At 52.6% G+C, this 20,311-nt stretch carries 13 protein-coding genes and 1 pseudogene; 11 read left to right on the top strand and 3 right to left on the bottom strand.

Annotated features, from left to right (window positions below; all coding sequences use genetic code 11):
* Positions 1-2 precede the first annotated feature (2 nt).
* Both bglB and ACTHRH_RS01535 read left to right on the top strand, forming a co-directional pair.
* On the top strand, positions 3-1,067 hold the full coding sequence (gene bglB / locus ACTHRH_RS01540; RefSeq protein WP_379290061.1) for a beta-galactosidase BglB: 1,065 nt from the start codon (positions 3-5) through the stop codon (positions 1,065-1,067).
* A 47-nt stretch (positions 1,068-1,114) separates the two neighbouring features.
* On the top strand, positions 1,115-1,942 hold the full coding sequence (locus ACTHRH_RS01535) for a sugar phosphate isomerase/epimerase family protein (protein WP_440413743.1): 828 nt from the start codon (positions 1,115-1,117) through the stop codon (positions 1,940-1,942).
* Between the two features lie 194 nt (positions 1,943-2,136).
* On the opposite strand, the gene ACTHRH_RS01530 is transcribed toward ACTHRH_RS01535, so the two are convergent.
* Positions 2,137-2,988 (bottom strand): L,D-transpeptidase family protein, encoded by an 852-nt coding sequence (locus ACTHRH_RS01530; RefSeq protein ID WP_440413741.1) that lies wholly within the window; start codon positions 2,986-2,988, stop codon positions 2,137-2,139.
* Between the two features lie 19 nt (positions 2,989-3,007).
* Positions 3,008-3,739, bottom strand: a pseudogene (locus tag ACTHRH_RS01525) (polysaccharide deacetylase family protein).
* A 292-nt stretch (positions 3,740-4,031) separates the two neighbouring features.
* Between ACTHRH_RS01525 and ACTHRH_RS01520 the strand changes: the two are divergent.
* Both ACTHRH_RS01520 and ACTHRH_RS01515 read left to right on the top strand, forming a co-directional pair.
* Complete coding sequence (locus ACTHRH_RS01520) at positions 4,032-5,105, top strand: hypothetical protein (protein ID WP_440413739.1); 1,074 nt, start codon at positions 4,032-4,034, stop codon at positions 5,103-5,105.
* Positions 5,106-5,239: 134 nt separating this feature from the next.
* A complete protein-coding gene (locus ACTHRH_RS01515) occupies positions 5,240-5,935 on the top strand; it encodes a divergent polysaccharide deacetylase family protein (RefSeq protein WP_440413737.1) in 696 nt (231 codons plus the stop codon).
* A 40-nt stretch (positions 5,936-5,975) separates the two neighbouring features.
* On the opposite strand, the gene ACTHRH_RS01510 is transcribed toward ACTHRH_RS01515, so the two are convergent.
* Positions 5,976-6,986, bottom strand: a complete 1,011-nt coding sequence (locus ACTHRH_RS01510) for a LacI family DNA-binding transcriptional regulator (RefSeq protein WP_440413735.1) — start codon at positions 6,984-6,986, stop codon at positions 5,976-5,978.
* Positions 6,987-7,224: 238 nt separating this feature from the next.
* On the opposite strand from ACTHRH_RS01510, the gene ACTHRH_RS01505 reads away from it, so the two are divergent.
* The 7 genes from ACTHRH_RS01505 to ACTHRH_RS01475 all read left to right on the top strand — a co-directional run bounded on the left by ACTHRH_RS01505 (position 7,225) and on the right by ACTHRH_RS01475 (position 20,220).
* Positions 7,225-9,642, top strand: coding sequence for a glycoside hydrolase family 95 protein (locus ACTHRH_RS01505; RefSeq protein WP_440413733.1), 2,418 nt, complete (start codon positions 7,225-7,227; stop codon positions 9,640-9,642).
* 96 nt (positions 9,643-9,738) lie between these two features.
* Positions 9,739-12,894 (top strand): alpha-mannosidase, encoded by a 3,156-nt coding sequence (locus tag ACTHRH_RS01500; RefSeq protein WP_440413731.1) that lies wholly within the window; start codon positions 9,739-9,741, stop codon positions 12,892-12,894.
* A 99-nt stretch (positions 12,895-12,993) separates the two neighbouring features.
* Positions 12,994-15,201: a helix-turn-helix domain-containing protein gene (locus ACTHRH_RS01495; protein WP_440413729.1), complete on the top strand. Its 2,208-nt coding sequence runs from the start codon at positions 12,994-12,996 to the stop codon at positions 15,199-15,201.
* 266 nt (positions 15,202-15,467) lie between these two features.
* Positions 15,468-16,322, top strand: a complete 855-nt coding sequence (locus ACTHRH_RS01490) for an ABC transporter permease (protein ID WP_144934014.1) — start codon at positions 15,468-15,470, stop codon at positions 16,320-16,322.
* A 41-nt stretch (positions 16,323-16,363) separates the two neighbouring features.
* A complete protein-coding gene (locus ACTHRH_RS01485) occupies positions 16,364-17,233 on the top strand; it encodes a carbohydrate ABC transporter permease (protein ID WP_440413727.1) in 870 nt (289 codons plus the stop codon).
* A gap of 223 nt (positions 17,234-17,456) precedes the next feature.
* Positions 17,457-19,073 carry an extracellular solute-binding protein gene (locus tag ACTHRH_RS01480; protein ID WP_440413725.1) on the top strand — a complete coding sequence of 539 codons (1,617 nt, stop codon included), beginning with the start codon at positions 17,457-17,459 and terminating at the stop codon, positions 19,071-19,073.
* Positions 19,060-20,220: an alpha/beta hydrolase family protein gene (locus ACTHRH_RS01475; protein WP_440413723.1), complete on the top strand. Its 1,161-nt coding sequence runs from the start codon at positions 19,060-19,062 to the stop codon at positions 20,218-20,220. The genes ACTHRH_RS01480 and ACTHRH_RS01475 overlap by 14 nt, the downstream gene beginning before the upstream one ends.
* Positions 20,221-20,311 lie beyond the last annotated feature (91 nt).

Below are 20,311 nucleotides of genomic sequence, written 5' to 3'. Positions count from 1 at the left end.
TAATGACTGTGAATAGAGAGCAAGTAATGGCAGCCATTCACAAGGTTTCGGAAGCCATGAAAACTATGAAAAACGACAGCATGGAAGAGCAGTATCCTATCGGACTGATCGATATTCATTTATGGGAATGGCCTCAGGGCGTGGGACTTTACGGCATGTATCAATACTACGAGGAAACGAAGGACGAAGCCACCTTTCAATTTCTGGCGGACTGGTACCGCGCTCGGATCCGGGAAGGATTGCCGGAGAAGAATGTCAATACCTGCTCGCCGTTAATTACGTTGATTTCGATATGCGAGCAGACAGGGGATCCTCAATTTGAGGCGGTGTGCGATGAATGGAGCCGCTGGATTATGGACGGGCTGATCCGGACCGGAGACGGGGCGTTCCAGCATATGATTACGGGTGATCCCAACGACGGGCAGATTCTGATCGACACCCTTTTTATGACCGTGCTGTTCCTGGCGAAGGCGGGCGTTTATTTCAAGCGCCCCGAATATGTGGAGGAAGCCAAGAGGCAGTTCCTGATTCATATCAAATATTTGTACGACAAAACTACAGGCTTGTTCTATCACGGCTGGGATTTCAACGGCAAACATAATTACGGGGCGGTCCGCTGGGGCAGAGGCAATGGCTGGTACACCTGCGGGGTAGTCGATTTCATCGATATGATCGGACTGGAAGGCGGAATCAAGGATTATTTGCTTGATACGATGCGTGCCCAGGTAGCCGCGCTGATCCGGCTTCAGGATGAGTCCGGATTGTGGCCGACGGTTCTGGACGATCCGTCCTCTTATTTGGAAACCTCCTGCACAGCCGCGTTCGGCTATGGCATTTTGAAGGGAGTCCGCAAAGGATATTTGGATTCGTCCTGCTTGTCCAGCGGCATCCGGGCGCTCGAAGCGGTAATGGGACAGATTGACGCTAACGGTGTCGTCGGGCAGGTTTCGTATGGAACTCCTGTCGGCAACGACGTGCAATTTTACAAGGATATTCCGATCAGTCCCATGACTTATGGACAGGCTCTTTCGCTGCTCATTCTGATGGAAGGCTTGAAGCTATCCTGATCCAAATGGTAAACATGATTCGTAAAATATGGAAGGAGCATATCAGCATGATTACGCTAACCGGCTTTGCCGATGAAATTTCTGCAGATCTAAAAGAACAACTGGATTGCCTTCAATCCGAAGGAATCCGTTATCTTGAATTTCGCGGGGTATGGAATAAAAACGTCCTCGATTTGACGGACGAGGAATTGGCTCAAGTTAAGGAAATGCTGGATGAACGGGGAGTACAAATTTCCGCTATCGGCTCCCCGATCGGCAAAATTAAAATTACCGATCCTTTCGAGCCTCATATTGAGAAGTTTCATAGGGCGGTGCAGGCTGCCAAGTACTTTGGCACCCGCTATATCCGAATCTTCTCCTTCTTTATACCGGAGAACGAAGACCCATCCGTGTACCGTGACGAAGTGATGAGAAGACTGAAGGAATTGGTCAAAATAGCCGAGGAAGCGGACGTTATTCTGCTTCACGAGAATGAAAAAGTAATATACGGCGACAACACGGAAAGATGTCTGGATATTCTCACGACCTGCAGCTCCAGTCATTTGCGCGCCGCTTTTGATCCGGCCAACTTCGTACAATGCGGTGTCAAGCCTTTCGATCAAGCTTACGGTCCGCTCAGACCTCATGTGGAATATGTTCACATTAAAGATGCGCTTTTTGCCGACGGCTCAGTAACTGTGGCCGGACAAGGGGATGGCCAGGTTCCGGAGGTGTTGGCGGCTTTGAAGGAATCGGGATACACGGGCTTCATGTCTCTGGAGCCTCATCTGCAGGCAGCGGGAACGTTCCAAGGCTTTAGCGGCCCGGATTTGTTCAAGGAAGCTACCGGCGGACTGAAGAAGCTGCTTTCCGATTTGAACTGGTCCTGGAATTAACGAAAATTTGCTGGTTTTATGGCATTGTTAACGTTTGCAATCGCTGATACGATCCGGTCATCTGCCATGCATTGCTAAGCACGCCGGAGATGCGCGCGTTAAGAATTGTCCCTGATCCGCAGGCTGCGCTATTGATCGGAAAGGTCCAGTCCGGCAGCACAGCATGAAACGGCCTCCATTTTGGGGGCCGTTCGTTATTCCACCAGTCCCATAGCCATATAATCATGCTGGTTGACCACCCCGTCGACCGGAAGGCCATGCGCCTTTTCATAGGCCTTCATAGCCTGTTCCGTAGAGGCCCGGAATTTGCCGTCGCAAGGCCCCTCATAATAGCCTGCACTGCGAAGCCGGCTCTGAATGAGCTGCACATCGGCTCCGCTATCGCCTCTGGCAAGATCCCGCGGGTTGCGGTGAGGTTCACCGAGCGCATGCCCAAGGATGGAGACGGTAGTTCCCACCTTCACCCATTCAAACAGCTCCTCCACCTGGTGGTTTCTCATGCGAATGCAGCCGTGGCTGGCATCCTGTCCAATGGAGGAAGGCCGATTCGTTCCATGGATTCCATAAATGCCCCAAGGCACGTTCAGACCGATCCAGCGGGTGCCGAAGCCCGAGCCCCAATGGGTATATTTGTTAATGACCTTCCAGTCTCCAGCTGGTGTAGGAGTCTGAGGTTTCCCCAGAGCGATCTTGTATTTTTTGTACAGCTTGCCGTCAATCATAACTCTTAATTCGTTACGCAAAGGCAGAATTTCAATCGTTACCTCGCCCGGCGGGAGAGGACTTGGTTTTCCCCCTTGAGCATCGTTCTGAACGATAGCTTGTTCCATGGATCCAATAACTGTCGAGCCCATCCATTCCAGGGAAGAGCAATTCTCCAAGGATTGAGCAGATTCCCGGACTATCCCCCGTTCCCTATCCGGATGCATCCAAACCAAAGCTGTTTTCCGCTCCAAGGGGCCGTCAACATCAGGCAATGACATAGAGGAAAAGGAGAAGGTTTCACACAGCAAGCCGGCGGCTAGAAGCAGCATAATCGGGTTCATGATTCACCTCTGACGACCGTCAAGAATGAACGGATGATTCCATTTTATTAAAGGGAAGCAGTTCGGAGACGGTAACAAAGCGGAAGCCCCGCTGCTTGAGTTCGGGCAGGATTTGCTTTAGAGCCTCAACGGTCTGCGGATTTTTCTCCACATGGTCGTGAAACAGTACGATGTCACCATTCCTTGCATTATCGAGTACTTTACGGACGATTTTATCTACCCCAGGAGAACGCCAATCCTTCGTATCCTGATGCCATGACCAGAGTACGGTTAAATAGCCTGCTTCCTTTGAGGCCTCCACTATATTCTCACTATAAAATCCGCCAGGAGGCCGAAATAATCTCGGTTTGTGCCGGGTGAGCGAAGTGATTAGCTGCTCATTTTTCAAGATTTCCTGACGAATCTGTTCGATCGGGGTGCTCTGTTTGAAATACGGGTGATTATAAGTATGGTTGGCCAATTCATGTCCCTCATTCGCTTCCCTGCGGACAAGATCCGGGTACTTCTCCATGCGTTTGCCTACCACGAAAAAGGTCGCCTTGGCGTCATATTACTTGAGCAAGTCGAGAATTTGCGGGGTTTGTGCCGCATTCGGGCCGTCATCGAAGGTGAGGGCGATGACTTTCTCATCGGTATTGATCTCCCATACGATCTCCCCCCGGGCTTCATAGTATTCCCGGCCTTTATCGTTGCTTCCGCCTTGCTTCTGAGCTGTAACGAACGAAGGGAAAGGAAAGGCGGCCAACACCATGGCGAGCGGCATCAATAGGAGAATTTTTCTAAATATAATGGATCGCATAGCTTCCTCCGGTAGTCTTTAATCTGTTCACAGGTTGTCCAGCCCTTCTCCATTCCATTCCGGGCATGGCTGGGTATGAAGCATAGTATTACCAAGTCCGCTTCCGATAATTTATCCGGCAGAATGTTCATATTAAAAAGCAAATATTATGGCATGGTCATATGAGATCAATGCCCCTTAAAGGTGATACGCAAGAATCAGATCTTGGATAGGGTTGCTTCTAATAGCCGTAATATGCACCGGATTGGAGCCGCCAGCTGCTGCCCGGGGACGCCCGGCAGATTCGGCCTTCCTAACGGTCAAGAGCTCTCCCTCCGCTTCATACGAAACGACTGGGGAACTGCCCTTCAAAGGGTTAAAGAAAGCCATTGCCGAAGCCGATCGTGTCCATGCAGGAGCTCTGCCTTATACGGACCGTTATCTGACTATAAGAAGCGGGGGGCAATCTTCGGTGTGGCAGGTAGGGAGAGACGGGAGGTTGTATAATGCGGAATCCGGGGAACGGCTGCAGTTGGCCGGAGAATGGACAGATAAGTTAAAGCAGTATGCCGACGAAATGAGCAGGAAGCATTACGGGGAGCTTGTAGACTGGACGGAGGCCCGTCAAGCGATTTCCGTTAAAAGCACAGTGACGTTGATCGATTTGGAGACAGGTCTGTCGTTCCGGGCACAGCGCAGAGCGGGGCGGCATCATGCCGATGCGCAGCCGGTTACGAAGGAAGATACGAAGGTGATGAAGCAAATTTATAATGATAAATGGAGCTGGAAAAGAAGGGCGGTTCTGATTCGCCATGGAGACAGGCTGTACGCGGCCTCTATGCATGGAATGCCGCATGGGGGAGACGGGATTCCGGATAACGGCTTCTCCGGGCATTTTTGCATTCATTTTCGGAACAGTACCACCCACGGCTCCAAAGCTAGAGACCCTGAGCATCAATTAATGGTTCATAAAGCCTCGGGCCGCCTGGAAGAGTATGTGCGAAGCCTGGGCCCGCAGGAGTTAGCAGATGCCTTCATCGCGGCCGTCCACCTCCAGCAGCATCACATGCTCGGATTATTTTTCAAATCTTCCCGTTCCCCGGAATATGTCCGTCTTATGGAAGAGGTACGTCCGCTGATCTCACTCCGTCCGATCCAACAAAAAAAGGAGATCAGTCAGGAAGCAACGGGATGGGCCGCGGAAATTCCGGCAGAGGTACAAATCGAGAGAGCAGGGCGGAAAGCGGTCCGGCACAAGCTGCTCTTTAGAATGCATAGGGATGCCGCTGGAAGCTGGGTTTTAGCCGGGGTGGAAGGACTTGCGAACGGCAAGCCATAGGAAATCCAACGAATAGGAGAGTGATCCTGGTGAAGCGATGGCTGTTCATATTCATATTACAGGCAATTTGGCTACCGCCTCTGATCCTTGGACCCGGCATAGCTTACGCCAAGCCCGATAAGATGAGGCCCAACATGAGCTCGGCGGCCGTGGTCATTGACGATTTTGGCAATAACATGAAGGGAACCGACGAAATGATCAATCTTCCTTTCAAAATAACCGTAGCGGTCATGCCTTTCTTGCCCTCGACCAAGCAGGATGCGGAGAAGGCATATAAGGCCGGGCATGATGTCATCGTCCATCTTCCGATGGAGCCCCTATCGGGGAAGAAGAGCTGGCTCGGCCCGGGGGCCATCACGACCGATCTGCCGGATGAGGAAATTCGCCGCAGAGTCCATGCCGCCATCGATGATGTTCCACATGCCATCGGCTTGAACAATCATATGGGCTCCAAAGCGACATCGGACCCGAGAGTAATGAAGGCTGTTCTGGAAGCATGCAGGGAAAGGGGACTCTTCTTCATCGACAGCCATACCCATTACCGCAGCGTTATTGCCCAAGTGGCCGAAGAGGTTGGGATCCCTTGCCTGGTGAATCATCTATTTCTGGATGACGTTAAGTCCAAGAAGCATATGACCAGGCAGTTATCTTATATGAAGGAGCATCTGGATGACCATACGCCTTGTATAGCAATAGGCCATGTGGGAGCCGGAGGCAAGCTGATGGCAGAGGTTCTGGCGGAAGTTATTCCCGGTATGAACAAGAAATTTAACTTTGTCGGAGTATCCGATCTGTTGGCCGAAATGTACCCTATGGTTTCCGATCGTTAACTAAAGCTCCCCGCAGCGGCAGGGGAGCTTTAGTGCTGAATCAGGCCAGGGGGCAGGTTGACTTCCGGATGTTTAAAGTGCCTGGCAGGACAATTTCCTGAGCCTGCATCCCGGCGGGCTCCTTGACCTGCTGGAACAGCAGCTCCACCGCCATGCCGCCCATTATTTTGGCCGGTTGGATTATGGAGGTGAAATAATCGACGTATTCTGCCGGCAGAGGGGAATACACGTCGTCGAAAGTAACCAGATTAATATCCTCTGGAATTTGTAAACGGTACTCGCTAATCACTCGGACAGCGGTTAACAAATCCGCCGCCTGGGCAATGAAGACAGCCGTCGGCCTGTTCTCCTGAACCAGGAGCTTTCGCATGGCCTGCTCCATCGTTACTCCGTCTCTGTCGAGATCGATCAACCGCTCCGGCCCGGCCTCTATTCCTCTTTCCAGCAAGGCAATCCGGAATCCGCGGATCCGGTCCTTATAGGTGGAGAAACGCGACGGCGTCACCATGGCGATATTGGAATGCCCGAGGGAAAACAAGTAATTCGTCAGATTCATCGCCCCTGACAGATTATCGCCGCGCACCAGGTGCAGCTGCTCTCCTTCCACCTTCTGGTCCACCAACACGCAAGGGATTCCGCTTTGCTTAAGCTGATGAAGGTGATCGCTGGATTCGTTCTTGCTCAGCAGGATGATTCCCTCGACATCGCGGGCCATCATTTGGGTGACAACCGCTTTTTCTTTATTCGGACCGCTGGAGTTTCCAATAAGAACCATGTAATCCTTCTCGAAGGCTTTCTCCTCCACTCCCAACAGAATATCCATTCCGAAGGAATTGGCCGCAATGCTGCTCGTAAGAGGCAGCACCAATCCGATCATCATTGTCCCTTCATGGGACCGTTTCATCTCGTTTGCGTTCAGATTCAGCTTTCGCATCGCTTCCCAAACGCTTTGTCTGGCGGCAGCGGAGACATTCTCATGATTATTGATGACCCGGGAAACGGTTGCTTTCGATACACGGGCCAAATCCGCAACTTCTTGAAGCTTCGACATTGCCGGTCTCCTCTCTGAAACGTTGCAATTATGATTCTAATCATAACTTAGAATTGTTTTTATTGTCAAAAGGTTGAATGGCAAAAAGGTGCAGCATATTTAGGAAAACGAGGACCAGCTAAAATTTGCTTGATAGTTCCTGACAGACCTCTTACAATAGTGAATATGAAACGTTTCTGAAACATAACATAAACGTGAATTAGCAATAATTGTCTTTAATGAGAAGGAGGAAACCACTTTGACAAAACATTCAGAGGAACCAAAGCGGCACAGACACCTGATGAGCATGCGCAAGCCTGCCCTGAAATGGCAGGATGCCTTGCCGAGCGGAAATGGAACAATGGGAGCCATGGTATATGGAAGCATTCAGGAAGAAACGATCCTGTTAAATCATGAAGAGCTGTGGGAAGGAAGCCGTACGAAGCCGCTGCCCGATCTGTCCCGGCATTTGCCCGAAGTCAGAAGATTGCTGGCCGAAGGGAGGCACAGGGAAGCCAATAGATTGTATCCGGATAAGCTTAGAGAAGCGGATTATATCGTACAGACGGCCCGGTTTCACCCCGGGTTCGATCTCAAGCTGTGGACGGAGACGCATTATGCGTTCCGCGAATACGTTCGCGAGCTGGACATGGAGACAGGTCAGGTTTCTGTCCGTTGGTTGGATGGTCCCATCCGGTATGAACGCCGCCTGTTTGTTTCACGAAGCGATGATATGATCGCCCTCGTCATCCGAGCAGATCAGAAGGAAGCAATTTCGGTAGAGATGCGGCTTGAGCCTCATGATTTGAAGGATGCGGTGGATAAGGCCGGACGTCCGCTGGAACTTCCCTTTTCCTTTGAAAGCGCTGTCCAGGAAGAGTTCCTGATGATTACCGGGAAACGGCTGCGGGAAGGAACGGAATTCGGAGCCTTGGCCCGAATCGCTGCCGTTGGAGGAAGCCGCACGATCCGCGGCGATAAGCTCGAAATCACGGGGGCGGACGAGGTTCTGGTGCTGATCCGGCTATTCCCGAACGGGGACAGCCGTGCGGAGATGCCGAATCTGAAAGAGAAGCTGCTATCCCTGCCGCCTGACTACGACATGCTGTTCGAACGGCATCAGTCCGAGCATAGGGAGCTTTTCTTACGGGCGGAGCTTGATTTGGGAGCCTCGGAATCCGAAAGAGCAGGGGTGAACGAACAGATGCTGCTCGACGCTTACGCTGGAGAGGCCTCACCGGCATTTATGGAACGCATGTTTGATTACGGGCGCTACCTGCTTATGTCCAGCTCGCGGCCTGGGGGGCTTCCTGCCAATCTGCAAGGAGTTTGGAACGGTTCCTATGCTCCTCCCTGGTCCAGCGCTTTTTTCAACAACGAAAATATCCAAATGAATTATTGGCAGGCCATGCCCGGGAATATGCCGGAAACGATGCTGCCTTTTTTCGACTTCTTCGAATCGCTGGTTCCCGATATGAGGAAGAATGCGCAAGCTTTCTACGGCTGCCGCGGGATTCTTGCCCCGCTATTTGCCTCGCCAGACTCAGGCTTGAAGAAAAATTTGCAGCCCCACGTCGTTTACTGGACAGCCGGAGCGGGCTGGCTCGCCCAGCACTTTTACGATTATTGGCTGTTTACCGGAGACCGGGAATTTTTGCGGAACCGGGCGGTTCCTTTCATGAAGGAGTGCGCCTTATTCTATGAAGATTTCTTCTATGAAGGGGAGAACGGGTACTACATTTCATCCCCTTCGAATTCCCCGGAAAACTGGGCGGACGGGTCATTTGACGGGGCTCGGGAAATATCGGTTTGTGTCAACGCGACGATGGATTTCGCCGTGGCCAAGGAAGTGCTGAGCCATCTGTGCGAGGCTTGTGCCGAGCTAGAGATAGAGCCGGAGAATGTGGAGAAATGGGAGGCTATGCTTAACAAAATTCCTCCTTATGAAATAAACGAAGACGGTGCGATCCGGGAATGGATGCATCCGGATTTGAAGGATAATTACCACCATAGGCATCAATCACATATTTATCCGCTCTTTCCCGGTCTGGAGGTTACGGAGGAGACGCATCCGGAATGGTTCGAAGCCTGCCGTGTCGCCGTGGAGAAAAGATTGGTCATTGGCTTAAAGGAGCAGACGGGCTGGTCTCTGTCCCATATGGCCAACATTTACGCGAGGCTGGGAGAGGGAGACCGGGCGCTGGAATGTCTGGAAATTTCAGGCCGATCCTGTGTTGGAGACAATTTCCTTACTTATCACAACGATTGGCGGAGTCAGGGGATCACGATGAAGTCGATGTGGGGCTTCAGCGCTCCCTACCAAATCGATGCCAACCTCGGCTGGACCGCGGCGATGCTGGAGATGCTGCTGTTCTCCGCCCCGGGAATCATCAAGGTGCTGCCTGCTCTTCCCGGACGCTGGAAGCAAGGCAGCATACGGGGGATACAGGCGAGAGGCGGAGTGGAGGTCGCGATACGGTGGGATATGGAGGCCGCCCGTGCGGGGGTTCGGCTTCGGTCAAGCAGGGATCAATGGCTGACGGTCAAATTCCCGCGGGCCATAAGGCAGCTTGATTGTACCGGCGAGTGCAGGGATTCTTCCTATGGTCTACTCTACCGGGAAGTATTTGTTCAAAGAGGCCAGGAGTTGAAAATGGAGATAGAGTTCGACTCTTGAGCAAAAGTCCGTTGCATGACAGACATTGGGTTGTCGTAATGATGAATCGGCTCACGCAAGACGAAAACCCGTTTTCGGATAAAGGAGCGAGTGAAGATGTTCTTCAGAATAGAACAGTTGAGCAAGCAAGTGGAGGAATTGGCGGAGTATCGTTACCGGGAGCAGAGGCGCCTTTCTCCTCTGCGCCTCAAGCCCGATCCTTCAGGAGAGGCGGCCGCATACCCGACAGAGGAAGGAGATTGGACCGAGGTGCGGATAGGGGACCGCTGGAAAGGGCAGGATGCCTATTTCTGGCTTGCGGCCGATACAGTCATCCCGTTGGAATGGAAGGACAGGAAGGTGGTCGGCAGATTTTGCTTCGGCAGCGGGGGAGGAGGAAATAATAGAGGCTTTGAAGCTCTGCTCTTTCTTAACGGACGGCTTTATCAGGGGGTGGACACGAACCACCAAGAGGTCTTTCTTCCGTCTGACTGTGCGGGCTCTCAGGTGTCGCTGAGGTTCAGGCTGTGGACGGGTCTCAACGGCTACGGCGCAAGGAGGCCGGTTGAGCATCAATTGATGCAAGCGGATTTGGCCTGGCTCGATCCGGCGGCCGACGATTTCTATTATACAAGCAGGGCGGTGATCGAAACCGTCCAGGTGCTGCCGGAGCATCAGCCGGAGAGGCATGAACTGCTGTCTGTGCTTCACCGGTCCTTCCTGCTCGTCGATTGGTCGCGCCCCGGCTCCCGGGCTTTCTACGATTCTATAGAAAGCGCTCTGCAGCGGTTGAAAGCCGGATTAGCCAAGCTTCCCAAGCATCATGCGGTAACGGTTCATTGCGTGGGACACACCCACATTGATGTAGCCTGGCTGTGGCGACTGAGGCATACGCGCGAGAAGAGCGCCCGCTCCTTCGCCACCGTTCTGCGTCTCATGGAGCTATACCCCGAATATGTCTTCATGCAGACACAACCGCAGCTTTACGACTATTTAAAGCAGGATTATCCCGAGCTGTACCGGGAAATCCGGGCCCGCATCGAGGGAGGGCGCTGGGAGCCCGGCGGGGCTATGTGGCTCGAGGCGGATTGCAATCTGCCTTCCGGGGAATCGCTGGTCCGCCAGCTTCTGGCGGGAACCCGGTTTATGAAGAGAGAGTTCGGCATCGAATGCAAATATTTGTGGCTGCCGGATGTGTTCGGCTACAGTTGGGCTTTGCCGCAAATTATGAAAAAAGCGGGCATCGAAGTTTTTATGACGACCAAAATAAGCTGGAACCAATACAACCGGATGCCGCATGATACGTTCTATTGGCGCGGAATCGACGGAACCGACATCCTGACCCATTTTGTTACGACACCGGACCCCGGCGGGGGAGTAGGTGCCTTCTATTATACGTACAACGGAGGGGTAACTCCCTTCTCGGTAACCGGCATCTGGGAAGGATATCGGGATAAGGAAATCAACCGGGAGCTTCTGCTTTGTTACGGTTATGGAGACGGCGGAGGCGGGGTGAATCGGGAGATGCTGGAGATGAGGCGTCGTCTGGCCGAGCTTCCGGGTATTCCGCACGTAACGACCGGCCGGGCGGATGAATATTTTACCCGATTGCAGGAACGGGTGGGTGCCTCGGAGGAATACGTGCATACCTGGGACGGAGAGCTGTATTTGGAGATGCACAGAGGAACCTATACGAGCCAAGCCTATAATAAGCGGATGAATCGGAAGCTCGAGCTTCTGTATCGGGAAGCCGAGTGGATGGGGGTGGCTGCCGGCCTGCTCGGCAAGGATTGGTCGCACTATCGCCAGGCCGAGCTGGAGGACGGCTGGAAGATCATACTGCGGAACCAGTTTCATGATATCATTCCCGGTTCATCGATTACGGAGGTTTATGAAGACAGCCGCAGGGAGTATGACGAAGCCTGGCGGACAGGGCAGCAAGTGTGGAGGAAGGCGGCTGAAGCCATCGTGGACTTGGTACCCAGCGGCCAGGTGGCCGTAACGGTGTTTAATTCCGCCCCTTGGACACGGTCTGAGCCGGTGGAAATCGAATTAGGGGAGACGGCCGGGCACGGTGTCTGGCGGGATGCCGGCGGGAGCAGGCTGGAAGCCCAGTATGACGGCAGGAAGTGGCGGGTCCGGGCGAAGAACGTTCCTTCCATGGGATGGACGACATTGTATTTTGACGGCCATTCGGCACCGGAACCGGCTTCGGAAGACAACGATGCTTTCTCCGTTACGGAAGGGGGGATTACAACCCCTTATTACGAGATCACATGGAATGAGAGCGGGCAGTTAACCCGCATCTATGATAAAGAGGCCGAACGCGAGGTGCTGCAGGAAGGCCGGCGGGGTAACGTGCTGCAGGTATTTGAGGATAAACCGAAAAGCCGCCACGAAGCCTGGGATATCGATATTTTCTACCAGGAAAAAATGAGAGAAGTCAACGAGCTTGCCGCAGTATCTTACCCCGACCTCGGTCCCTTAAGAGCGGTAATTCGCCGGGAATGGACCTACATGGACTCGAAAATAGTGCAGAATATGATCGTGTACAAATACAGCCGGCGCATTGATTTCGAGACGGAGGTCGATTGGCGCGAGCAAAGACGGCTGCTCAAGGCGGCGTTCCCGGTCGAGGTCCGGGCGACGGAGGCGACCTATGATATCCAATTCGGAAACGTGAAGAGGCCCACGCATTGGAACACCAGTTGGGATTATGCGAAATTCGAATCGGTAGGCCATCAATGGGCCGATTTGTCCGAGAGGGGCTATGGAGTCAGCCTGATGAACGATTGCAAGTACGGATATGACATTAAAGGCCAGGTTCTTCGCCTATCGTTAATCAAATCGGCGATGGCCCCGGACCCGGTTGCCGACCAAGGACGGCATTCGTTTACTTACTCGCTGCTCCCACATCCCGGGGATTGGTTTGCAGGGGGAACAGTGCAGGAGGCGTGGGCGTTGAATCAGCCGCTTACATATACCAGGGGCCGGTCCGTGACCCCGAGCTTTGCCCTGTTTGCACTTTCTTCCGATCATGTGATGATAGATGCCGTCAAGAAAGCCGAGGACAGCCAACTGGTCGTGCTGCGCTTTCATGAATATGGAGGCAAGCGCGGGGAGGTGGACATCGAGTGCGGATTCCCGGTCGATTGGTGGCAGGAGTGCAATCTGCTGGAGAAGCCGGAGGGCGAACGCTTCTTGAACCGGCCCATCCGGACAACAATCCGGCCTTATGAAATCAAGACGCTGCTGATTTGCTGCCGATTATAGAGATAGCTGTCGTGGGGATTCAGACAGACAGCCGGCTGCCGGAGCGAGTGCTTGTTCTATTAGAGTCGATAAAACCTGCTTCTTCAGGAGGGGAAGGATATGAAGAGAAAAGGATACAGACGCCTGTTATTCTCCTACCTGCCTATTTTTTTCTTCACCACTACGGCCATCATATTTCTTTCCGTGCTGTCCGCAAGCGAGCTTTCCAAGAAGGAGGCCATTCACGCCAACGAAGTCTTTGCGGAGCATGTCATGCAGATGATCGATCACACGATGCGGTCGATAGAGCAGCAAATCATCAAGGAAGTCCAGACGAACGACAAGCTGGCCCGGTTCTATGCCGAAAATTATAACGGGGCTTCGGCTATGACTCTTTATGAAATCTCAAATCTGCTGAGAGAATGGATAGTCAATGTCCCGATGATCGATTCGGTCTATTTGGTCCGTTCCTCCGACCTGACGATTTTGAGCAACCATTTCATGACTTCGGTGAAGGAGTTCGAAGACCGCGAATTTATTATGGAAGCGTTGAACCAGCACACCGCTAGGACTTACCGGTGGACGGATATAAGAAGCTACAAAGTGTTTGAAAATCAGCCGCGTCCCATCAAGGTGGTCACCCTCGTCAAACAAGTCCCTCTTCTGAGCGGTGAACAGGGCATTATTGCGGTCAATGTACAAACCTCCGCCATTGAAAATATGATGGAGGACTTGGCCGCCTCAAGCGTGAACTTTATCCGGCTGCTGGACCGGCAGGGGCATCCTATTCTGGGCCACGAGACGAAAGGGAAAGTATTAACCAGCAAGGAATCGGGCTATACCGGCTGGAAAATCGAGAGCGGCCTGGTCGGCGGCCGCTTGCCGGTCTTCATTTTTTCCTACTCATCCCAGGGCTTTGCCCTGAATCTGCTGCTGATCGGCATCGGATTAGCCTGGATGCTTGTCGTGACCCGCCGCAATTACCGGCCGATTGAAGCCATTGTGGCCCGGATCGATGCCTACGCTGCGCAGAAAACAGGGCCCCTCGCAGGCCAGGACGAATACCGGTTTATAGAAACGGCCCTGGACGATCTGGTGGAAAGATCGATTAATTATCAGAAGCAGAGGGAGAACGATCTGATCTATCGCAAAAGAATATTTTTCAAGGAACTGGTCGAGGGAGCCTCCCTCATAACACCGGAGCAATTCCAGGCGGAGATGCGGCTGCTGGGCTTTCAAGGCCATATCGGACAGATAGCGCTGGCGGCGGTGGAGCTCGACAAATATGCGGAGTTCAGCGGCCGTTACGGCCAGAGGGATCAGTATTTGCTCAAATTTGCTCTCGGCAGCGTCATTGCGGAATTGTTCCAGAAGGACGGGATAACGGTCTGGATGGAATGGACCACGTCTTCGCAATTAAGCGTGATGGTTCATCTTCCGGATACGGCAGACGACATACGTTTCGCCGAGCAAATATTCGAGAACGTGCTTCAATGGGTGAATGAACATCTGGCTTTCACGGTCACCATAGGGCTCTCCTCCCTGGCGGGAAAGATCGATGACGTTCCCGGTCTGCACGAAGAAGCTTTGGAGGCCTTGAAGTACAAGCCTGTTCTTGGCGGAAACCGGATTATCCGCATGGAAGCTGTAAAAATATGCCCACAGGGGGAAATTTACAAGCATCTGAATCTACTGCGCTCGGTAGGCCGGAAGTATCGGTTGGGCGATGCGGAATGGGAGCCGGAATTGAAGCAAATGTTCCGTGAATGCGCCGACGGTCTTCTCACCCGCGACAATCTGTCGGCTATTCTCCACAATATGATTTATCATTTGCAGCGGGAAATGATGGAGCAGCCTCCGGAAATTCAGAAAATTTGGAATGATGAGACGCTCCCCCTGCTGAACCGGGCCGTCGAGCGGCTGGATACACTTGAGGAATTGGAGCGGGACCTGCTGTCCATTCTTAAGACGGCCGCCGGCCGGATGGAGCAATGGAGGGAATCCCGGAATCATGACAATCTGATGCTGCGGATCAAAGCATTCACCCATGAGCATTACTCCAACCCGGATCTGTGTCTTACTTATTTGGGCTGTCAATTTGACCTGAATGCCAAATATATCAGTCAGATGTTCAAGGATAAGCTCGGCATCAATTTCCTTGATTATTTGTCGGCGGTACGGATCGGCCATGCGGAGAAGCTGCTTACGGAAACCGACAAGCCGATTCAGGAAATCGGAGCCATGGTCGGCTACACCAACGCGAGGTCTTTCCTGCGTGTGTTCAAGAAGGTAACGGGAGTAACGCCGGGGGAATATCGCAAGAAATGATGCCGGCAGGGAAAAATGACTCTTGAAGAAATATGACATATAGACTTCCTGCCAGGGGGAAACAACAGCCTTCCGGAAATTTGTAACGCCACGGAATATTGACAATTGTCTGCGGACGAAGATTCAGTTACATTGGTTTTCAATCTTATGGAAGGAGAGGTGAGGCGGTGGAGCAGCCGTTAAACAGCCCGAACATACCTGCAGTGAATCGGAAATTATCTCTGGATCGCAAAAGAAGATTCAAGCAAAACCTTCCTTTGCTCATCATGTTTATTCCCGTCATCGCTTTTTATCTCATTTTTAAGTATGCGCCCATGGTTGGCGTGATCATCGCGTTCAAAAACTATAATTTTGCCGATGGGATTTTCGGGAGTCCGTGGGTCGGCATGAAAAATTTCCAGCTGTTGTTCAGCAACCCGAATTCACTGCTCATTATTCGTAATACGCTGATGCTGAGCCTGTTGAGTTTGTTTATCGGGTTTCCGTTTCCGATCATGCTCGCGATTTTGCTGAACGAGGTCAGGAGAATGTGGTTTAAGAAGGCGGTGCAGACCCTAGTCTTTCTCCCTCATTTTTTGTCGTGGGTCATTGTCGGGGGCATGGTGGTAACGATTTTCTCCCAGCAATCCGGGGTCATTAACCATCTTCTGGAGCAGTGGATAGGGTCCACCTACGCCTTCCTGTACAACGAGTTCTCCTGGATATCGATCTATGTCGGGTCGGGCATTTGGAAGGAAGCCGGATTCAGCGCCATTATCTATATGTCGGCCTTGTCTACGATCGACCCCAGCCTATACGAAGCGGCAAGCATAGACGGGGCCAGCAAATGGAAGAAAATATGGCATATCTCGCTTCCGGGAATTACCCCGGTCATTGTCCTCATGCTCATTCTTTCCATGGGAAGAGTGATGGAGGTCGGCTTCGATCAGGTCTATACCTTGCAAAACTCGGTGGTGGCCAACGTTTCTGAAGTCATCAGCACCTATATCTACAGCTTCGGCTTGCAGAGGGGGCAGTTCAGCCTGACGAGCGCCATGGGCTTGTTCGAATCGGTCGTTGGCTTTGTTCTCGTTGTACTGGCCAACACGATTGCCCGCAGGTTCGATCGCGGACTTTGGTAGGCCGCAGTTAATCCGAAATTCTTATATTTCAGGAGGGTCCGATGGGAAGAACGTCAGGTGAAAAATGGTTTAATGGAGCGGTCGCCGTACTATTGTTCATTGCCGGCGTCAGTTGCCTGCTCCCCTTGCTGCATGTTGCATCCGTATCGCTCAGCGATCCCCATTATGTCCGGTCAGGGGCGGTGACTCTATGGCCGCGCGGCTGGACGCTGGAATCCTACTCTTTGCTGTTTAAAGGGTCCAAAATTGTTAGCGCTTTAAAAAATAGTGTTGTCCTCACCGTCGTCGGAGTTTTGCTGAGCATGCTCTTTACGACGCTGGCCGCCTATCCGTTGTCCCGCAACTATTTTTATTTCCGCCGTTTTTTTACTCTGGCCATCGTGTTCACCATGCTGTTCAGCGGCGGCTTAATTCCCACCTATCTGGTCATCAAGCAGTTGGGCCTGATCAATACATACGGGGCTCTGTGGCTTCCCGGACTCATAAGCACCTTCAATATGCTGATCATGCGCACGTATTTCGACGGAATTCCGGAAGAATTGGACGATGCCGCGCGGATGGACGGCTGTGGGGAGTGGCGTTATTTGATTCAGGTAGTGCTGCCGCTGTCGCTCCCGGTCATTGCGACGCTGTCCGTTTTCTATGCGGTCGGCTATTGGAACGCCTTCTTCTCGGTCCTGATCTATATCAACGATACGAGCAAATACAATTTAACCGTGCTGGTACAGCAGATGATCCAGAGCCAATCTTTAATGCAGGAGCTTAACGCAAGCGACATGCAAACCTTCATTACGCCCGAGGGAATCAAAACCGCAGGAATCGTGGTCATGGTTCTCCCGCTGCTGGCCGTCTATCCGTTCCTCCAGAAATACTTCGTCAAAGGCGTCATGATAGGAGCGGTCAAAGGGTAGCCGGATGCATGGGCGGGTAGGGAAAATGCAGAATGAACGGGCAAGATTGGATTCGCAACAGGGCCGGTGCCATGGCGAGTTTTCAAACAAATGTAACCTGTATGGCGGCAACGTTTCAGAGGGCGGATGTTACACGACTGAAGGTTACACGACCGCAGGCGTGGGAAGTGCACGGACGTGGCTGCAGCGCCTATTTATTTCAAAAAAGCGAGGGGTAGATATGATGCAAAGAAGAAGATCCAAATGGATGACCGCCGGAATGCTGCCGGCATTGGCAATGACGGTAGTGATGTCGGGCTGCTCAGGCGGAGGCTCTCAGCAGCAGGGTCAAGAGCCGGGATCGAAGAAGAAAGAGAACATAACGGTTTCGGTTTATGATCGCGGTCTGGTTCCCGAGAGTGAAGGAACGATTGAGAAGAACCGCTGGACGGAGTGGATTAACGAGAACGGACCGGCCAACGTCAAGTTCGTCGCCATTCCCCGCAACGATGCTACCGCGAAGCTGACGACCTTGTTCGCTTCCGGGAGCGCACCTGATTTGATCTTTGAGTACTCCAACACTCTGCGGGATCAGCTTTATTCACAAAAGCAGCTGCTAAGCGTTGACGATTTAATTGAAAAGCACAGCACAACTTATAAGAAGCTGCTTGAGGAATATCCGCTGCTGAAATCGGTCGCCACCATGCCGGATGGAAAAATGTACTCCTTCGGTAAAATCAACGGACTGCAAACGAATCATGCCCTCTATCTCCGGGCCGATTGGCTTAAGCAGGTCAATAAGGAGGTTCCGAAGACGACCGAAGAGCTCTATGAAGTGTTAAAAGCATTTACGGAGCAGGATCCGGATGGCAACGGAATCCAGGACACTTACGGCACATCACTCGCCTATATCACCAGTCATATCATCAATGCGATGTTCCAGAATGTACGCTGGGTCGTCGAGGACGGACAGCTGGTCCGCGATTGGGAAAGGGCCAAGGCAGCCACCGAGTTCAGGAAACGGCTTTATGATGAAGGCTTGGTTGACAAAGATTTTCTGACCGACAAGGGTGGGCAGAAGGCGCAGCAGGACTGGGTTAACGGAAAAATAGGCATGTGGGGGGGACAGACGAACGGTCCGGCCTGGTTTCAAATTTATGAGTCTTTGAAGAAGAACAATCCGTCGGCTGAAGTTATCGTCATTCCACTGCCGGAGAGCCCATTCGGCCAATTCAGTCCCACCATTCAAAATCCGGTGCAGCTTACTGCAATGATTAACGCCCAGGCCAAAAATCCGGAGGCCGTGATGGAGTATATCGATTTCATCTCATCGGAGTCGGCCGGAAAAACTTTGAAGTACGGATTGGAAGGCACCCATAGCACCCAGGGCTCCAACGGCTGTCAAACCTTCGTGGATAAGGACAAGGCCAAAGAGCTGTCCTACACGGATGATTTCAGAATGCTCTATTCTCCCGTATTGGAAGGCAAGTGCGGGTATTATGTAGAGACGCTGAACCAGGAAATCCCGGTGGAGAAAGAGTTTTACAATCTGGTTAAAATGGCTGACGAAGCTTATTTGAACCCGGAGAGGCCGATCGCGGACATTACGCATGGAGAGCATATGCCAACACCTCCGGAAGATATTCAGATGATTGTCTCCAGCGTCAACAAGCAGATCGATGATCTGTGGAATAAAGCCATCGTCAGCGGCCCGTCCTATACTGCCGATCAAGCCATGACTGAGGCGAAGACTCTGTGGGACAAGGCGGGAGGCAAGCAAGTCGAAGAATGGTATGCCAAATGGTACAGCGAAAACAAGGATACGGCGCTGCTGCGAGACAAATTGTATGAATTCAAGTGATAAAGCAAGCCCCCCTTGGAATTTGCAGGCGCTGTCGCGAAGTCCCCGGATTTTTCCGCTGCCGGAATGGGAGGATGGGGACATTAAAGCGCTGTTCTATGAGGGAATGCCTTACCAGGGCCGTTCCACCCGTGTCTTCGCTTACTATGCCCTGCCTGAATCGTCTGCGGGGAAGAAGGTGCCCGCCATCGTGCTGGCGCATGGAGGAGGGGGAACGGCTTTTAAAGAATGGGTGCGGCTGTGGAAGGACCGAGGCTATGCCGCCATTGCCATGGATTTGGAGGGCCAGCTCCCTCTGGGGAAGGACAGCCGGGGGTTGAGACCCGGGCATGAATGGGGAGGCCCGCGCAGGCAGGGAATTTTCGCCGATTATGGTGAATCCCAGGAAGATCAATGGATGTACCACGCGGTGGCGGATGTCATTCTTGCCCATTCCTTTATCCGAACCCTGGAACGGGTCGATGCAGAGCGGATAGGGATTAGCGGAATATCGTGGGGAGGGGTCATTGCGAGTATCGCAGCGGGAGTGGATCACCGCCTGGCCTTCTCCATTCCTGTATATGGCTGCGGATATTTATATGAAGCCGACAACCAGTATGGCGACAGCTTCAGGGAGATGCCGCCGGAGGCCGCCGCCATGGTGAAGCGCCTATGGGACCCGTCCTCTTATTTCCGGCAAGTCTCGATTCCTGTGCTATGGGTCAATGGGGGCGAGGATTCTCACTTTCCGCTGCATTTGACCGGCAAATCATATGAGGCCGCTCATAACGGCATCCCCGGGTCCGCGATGTGCATTCATTTTGGCTTGGGTCATTCCCATCACGCAGGGTGGAGTCCGCCGGAAATTTATGCCTTCGCCGATCATGTGGCCCGGGGCGGAAAGCCGCTTGTACAAGTCATTCGTCAAGATTCGGACGGAAAGCAAGCTCAAGCTGAATTCCGCTCCGACATTGCCGTAACCAAGGCGGAGTTGAGGGTATCCCATTCGGATAAGTATAAAGTCGAATGGGAGCCTCGGGAAGCCCGAATCGACAAGGATACCGGCAAAATTAGCGCCGAGCTCCCGGAGCAAGCGGCTGCGTATTTTTTTCAAATCGTGGACGAATGGGGAAGGCTGGTGAGCACTCCCCTTGTGAGTCTTCAATAAAGATAAAGGCGGATAAAGCTTTGCCTTCGAACCCGTGCCGGGACAGGTCAACGGGTGGGCATTTTTAAACTCAAACCAAGATGGAGGATGG

Origin of the sequence: Paenibacillus sp. SAFN-117 (assembly GCF_051966115.1) — a bacterium.
Taxonomy (GTDB): Bacteria; Bacillota; Bacilli; order Paenibacillales; family NBRC-103111; genus Paenibacillus_L; species Paenibacillus_L residui.
This window is presented reverse-complemented; position numbering and strand designations above follow the sequence as displayed.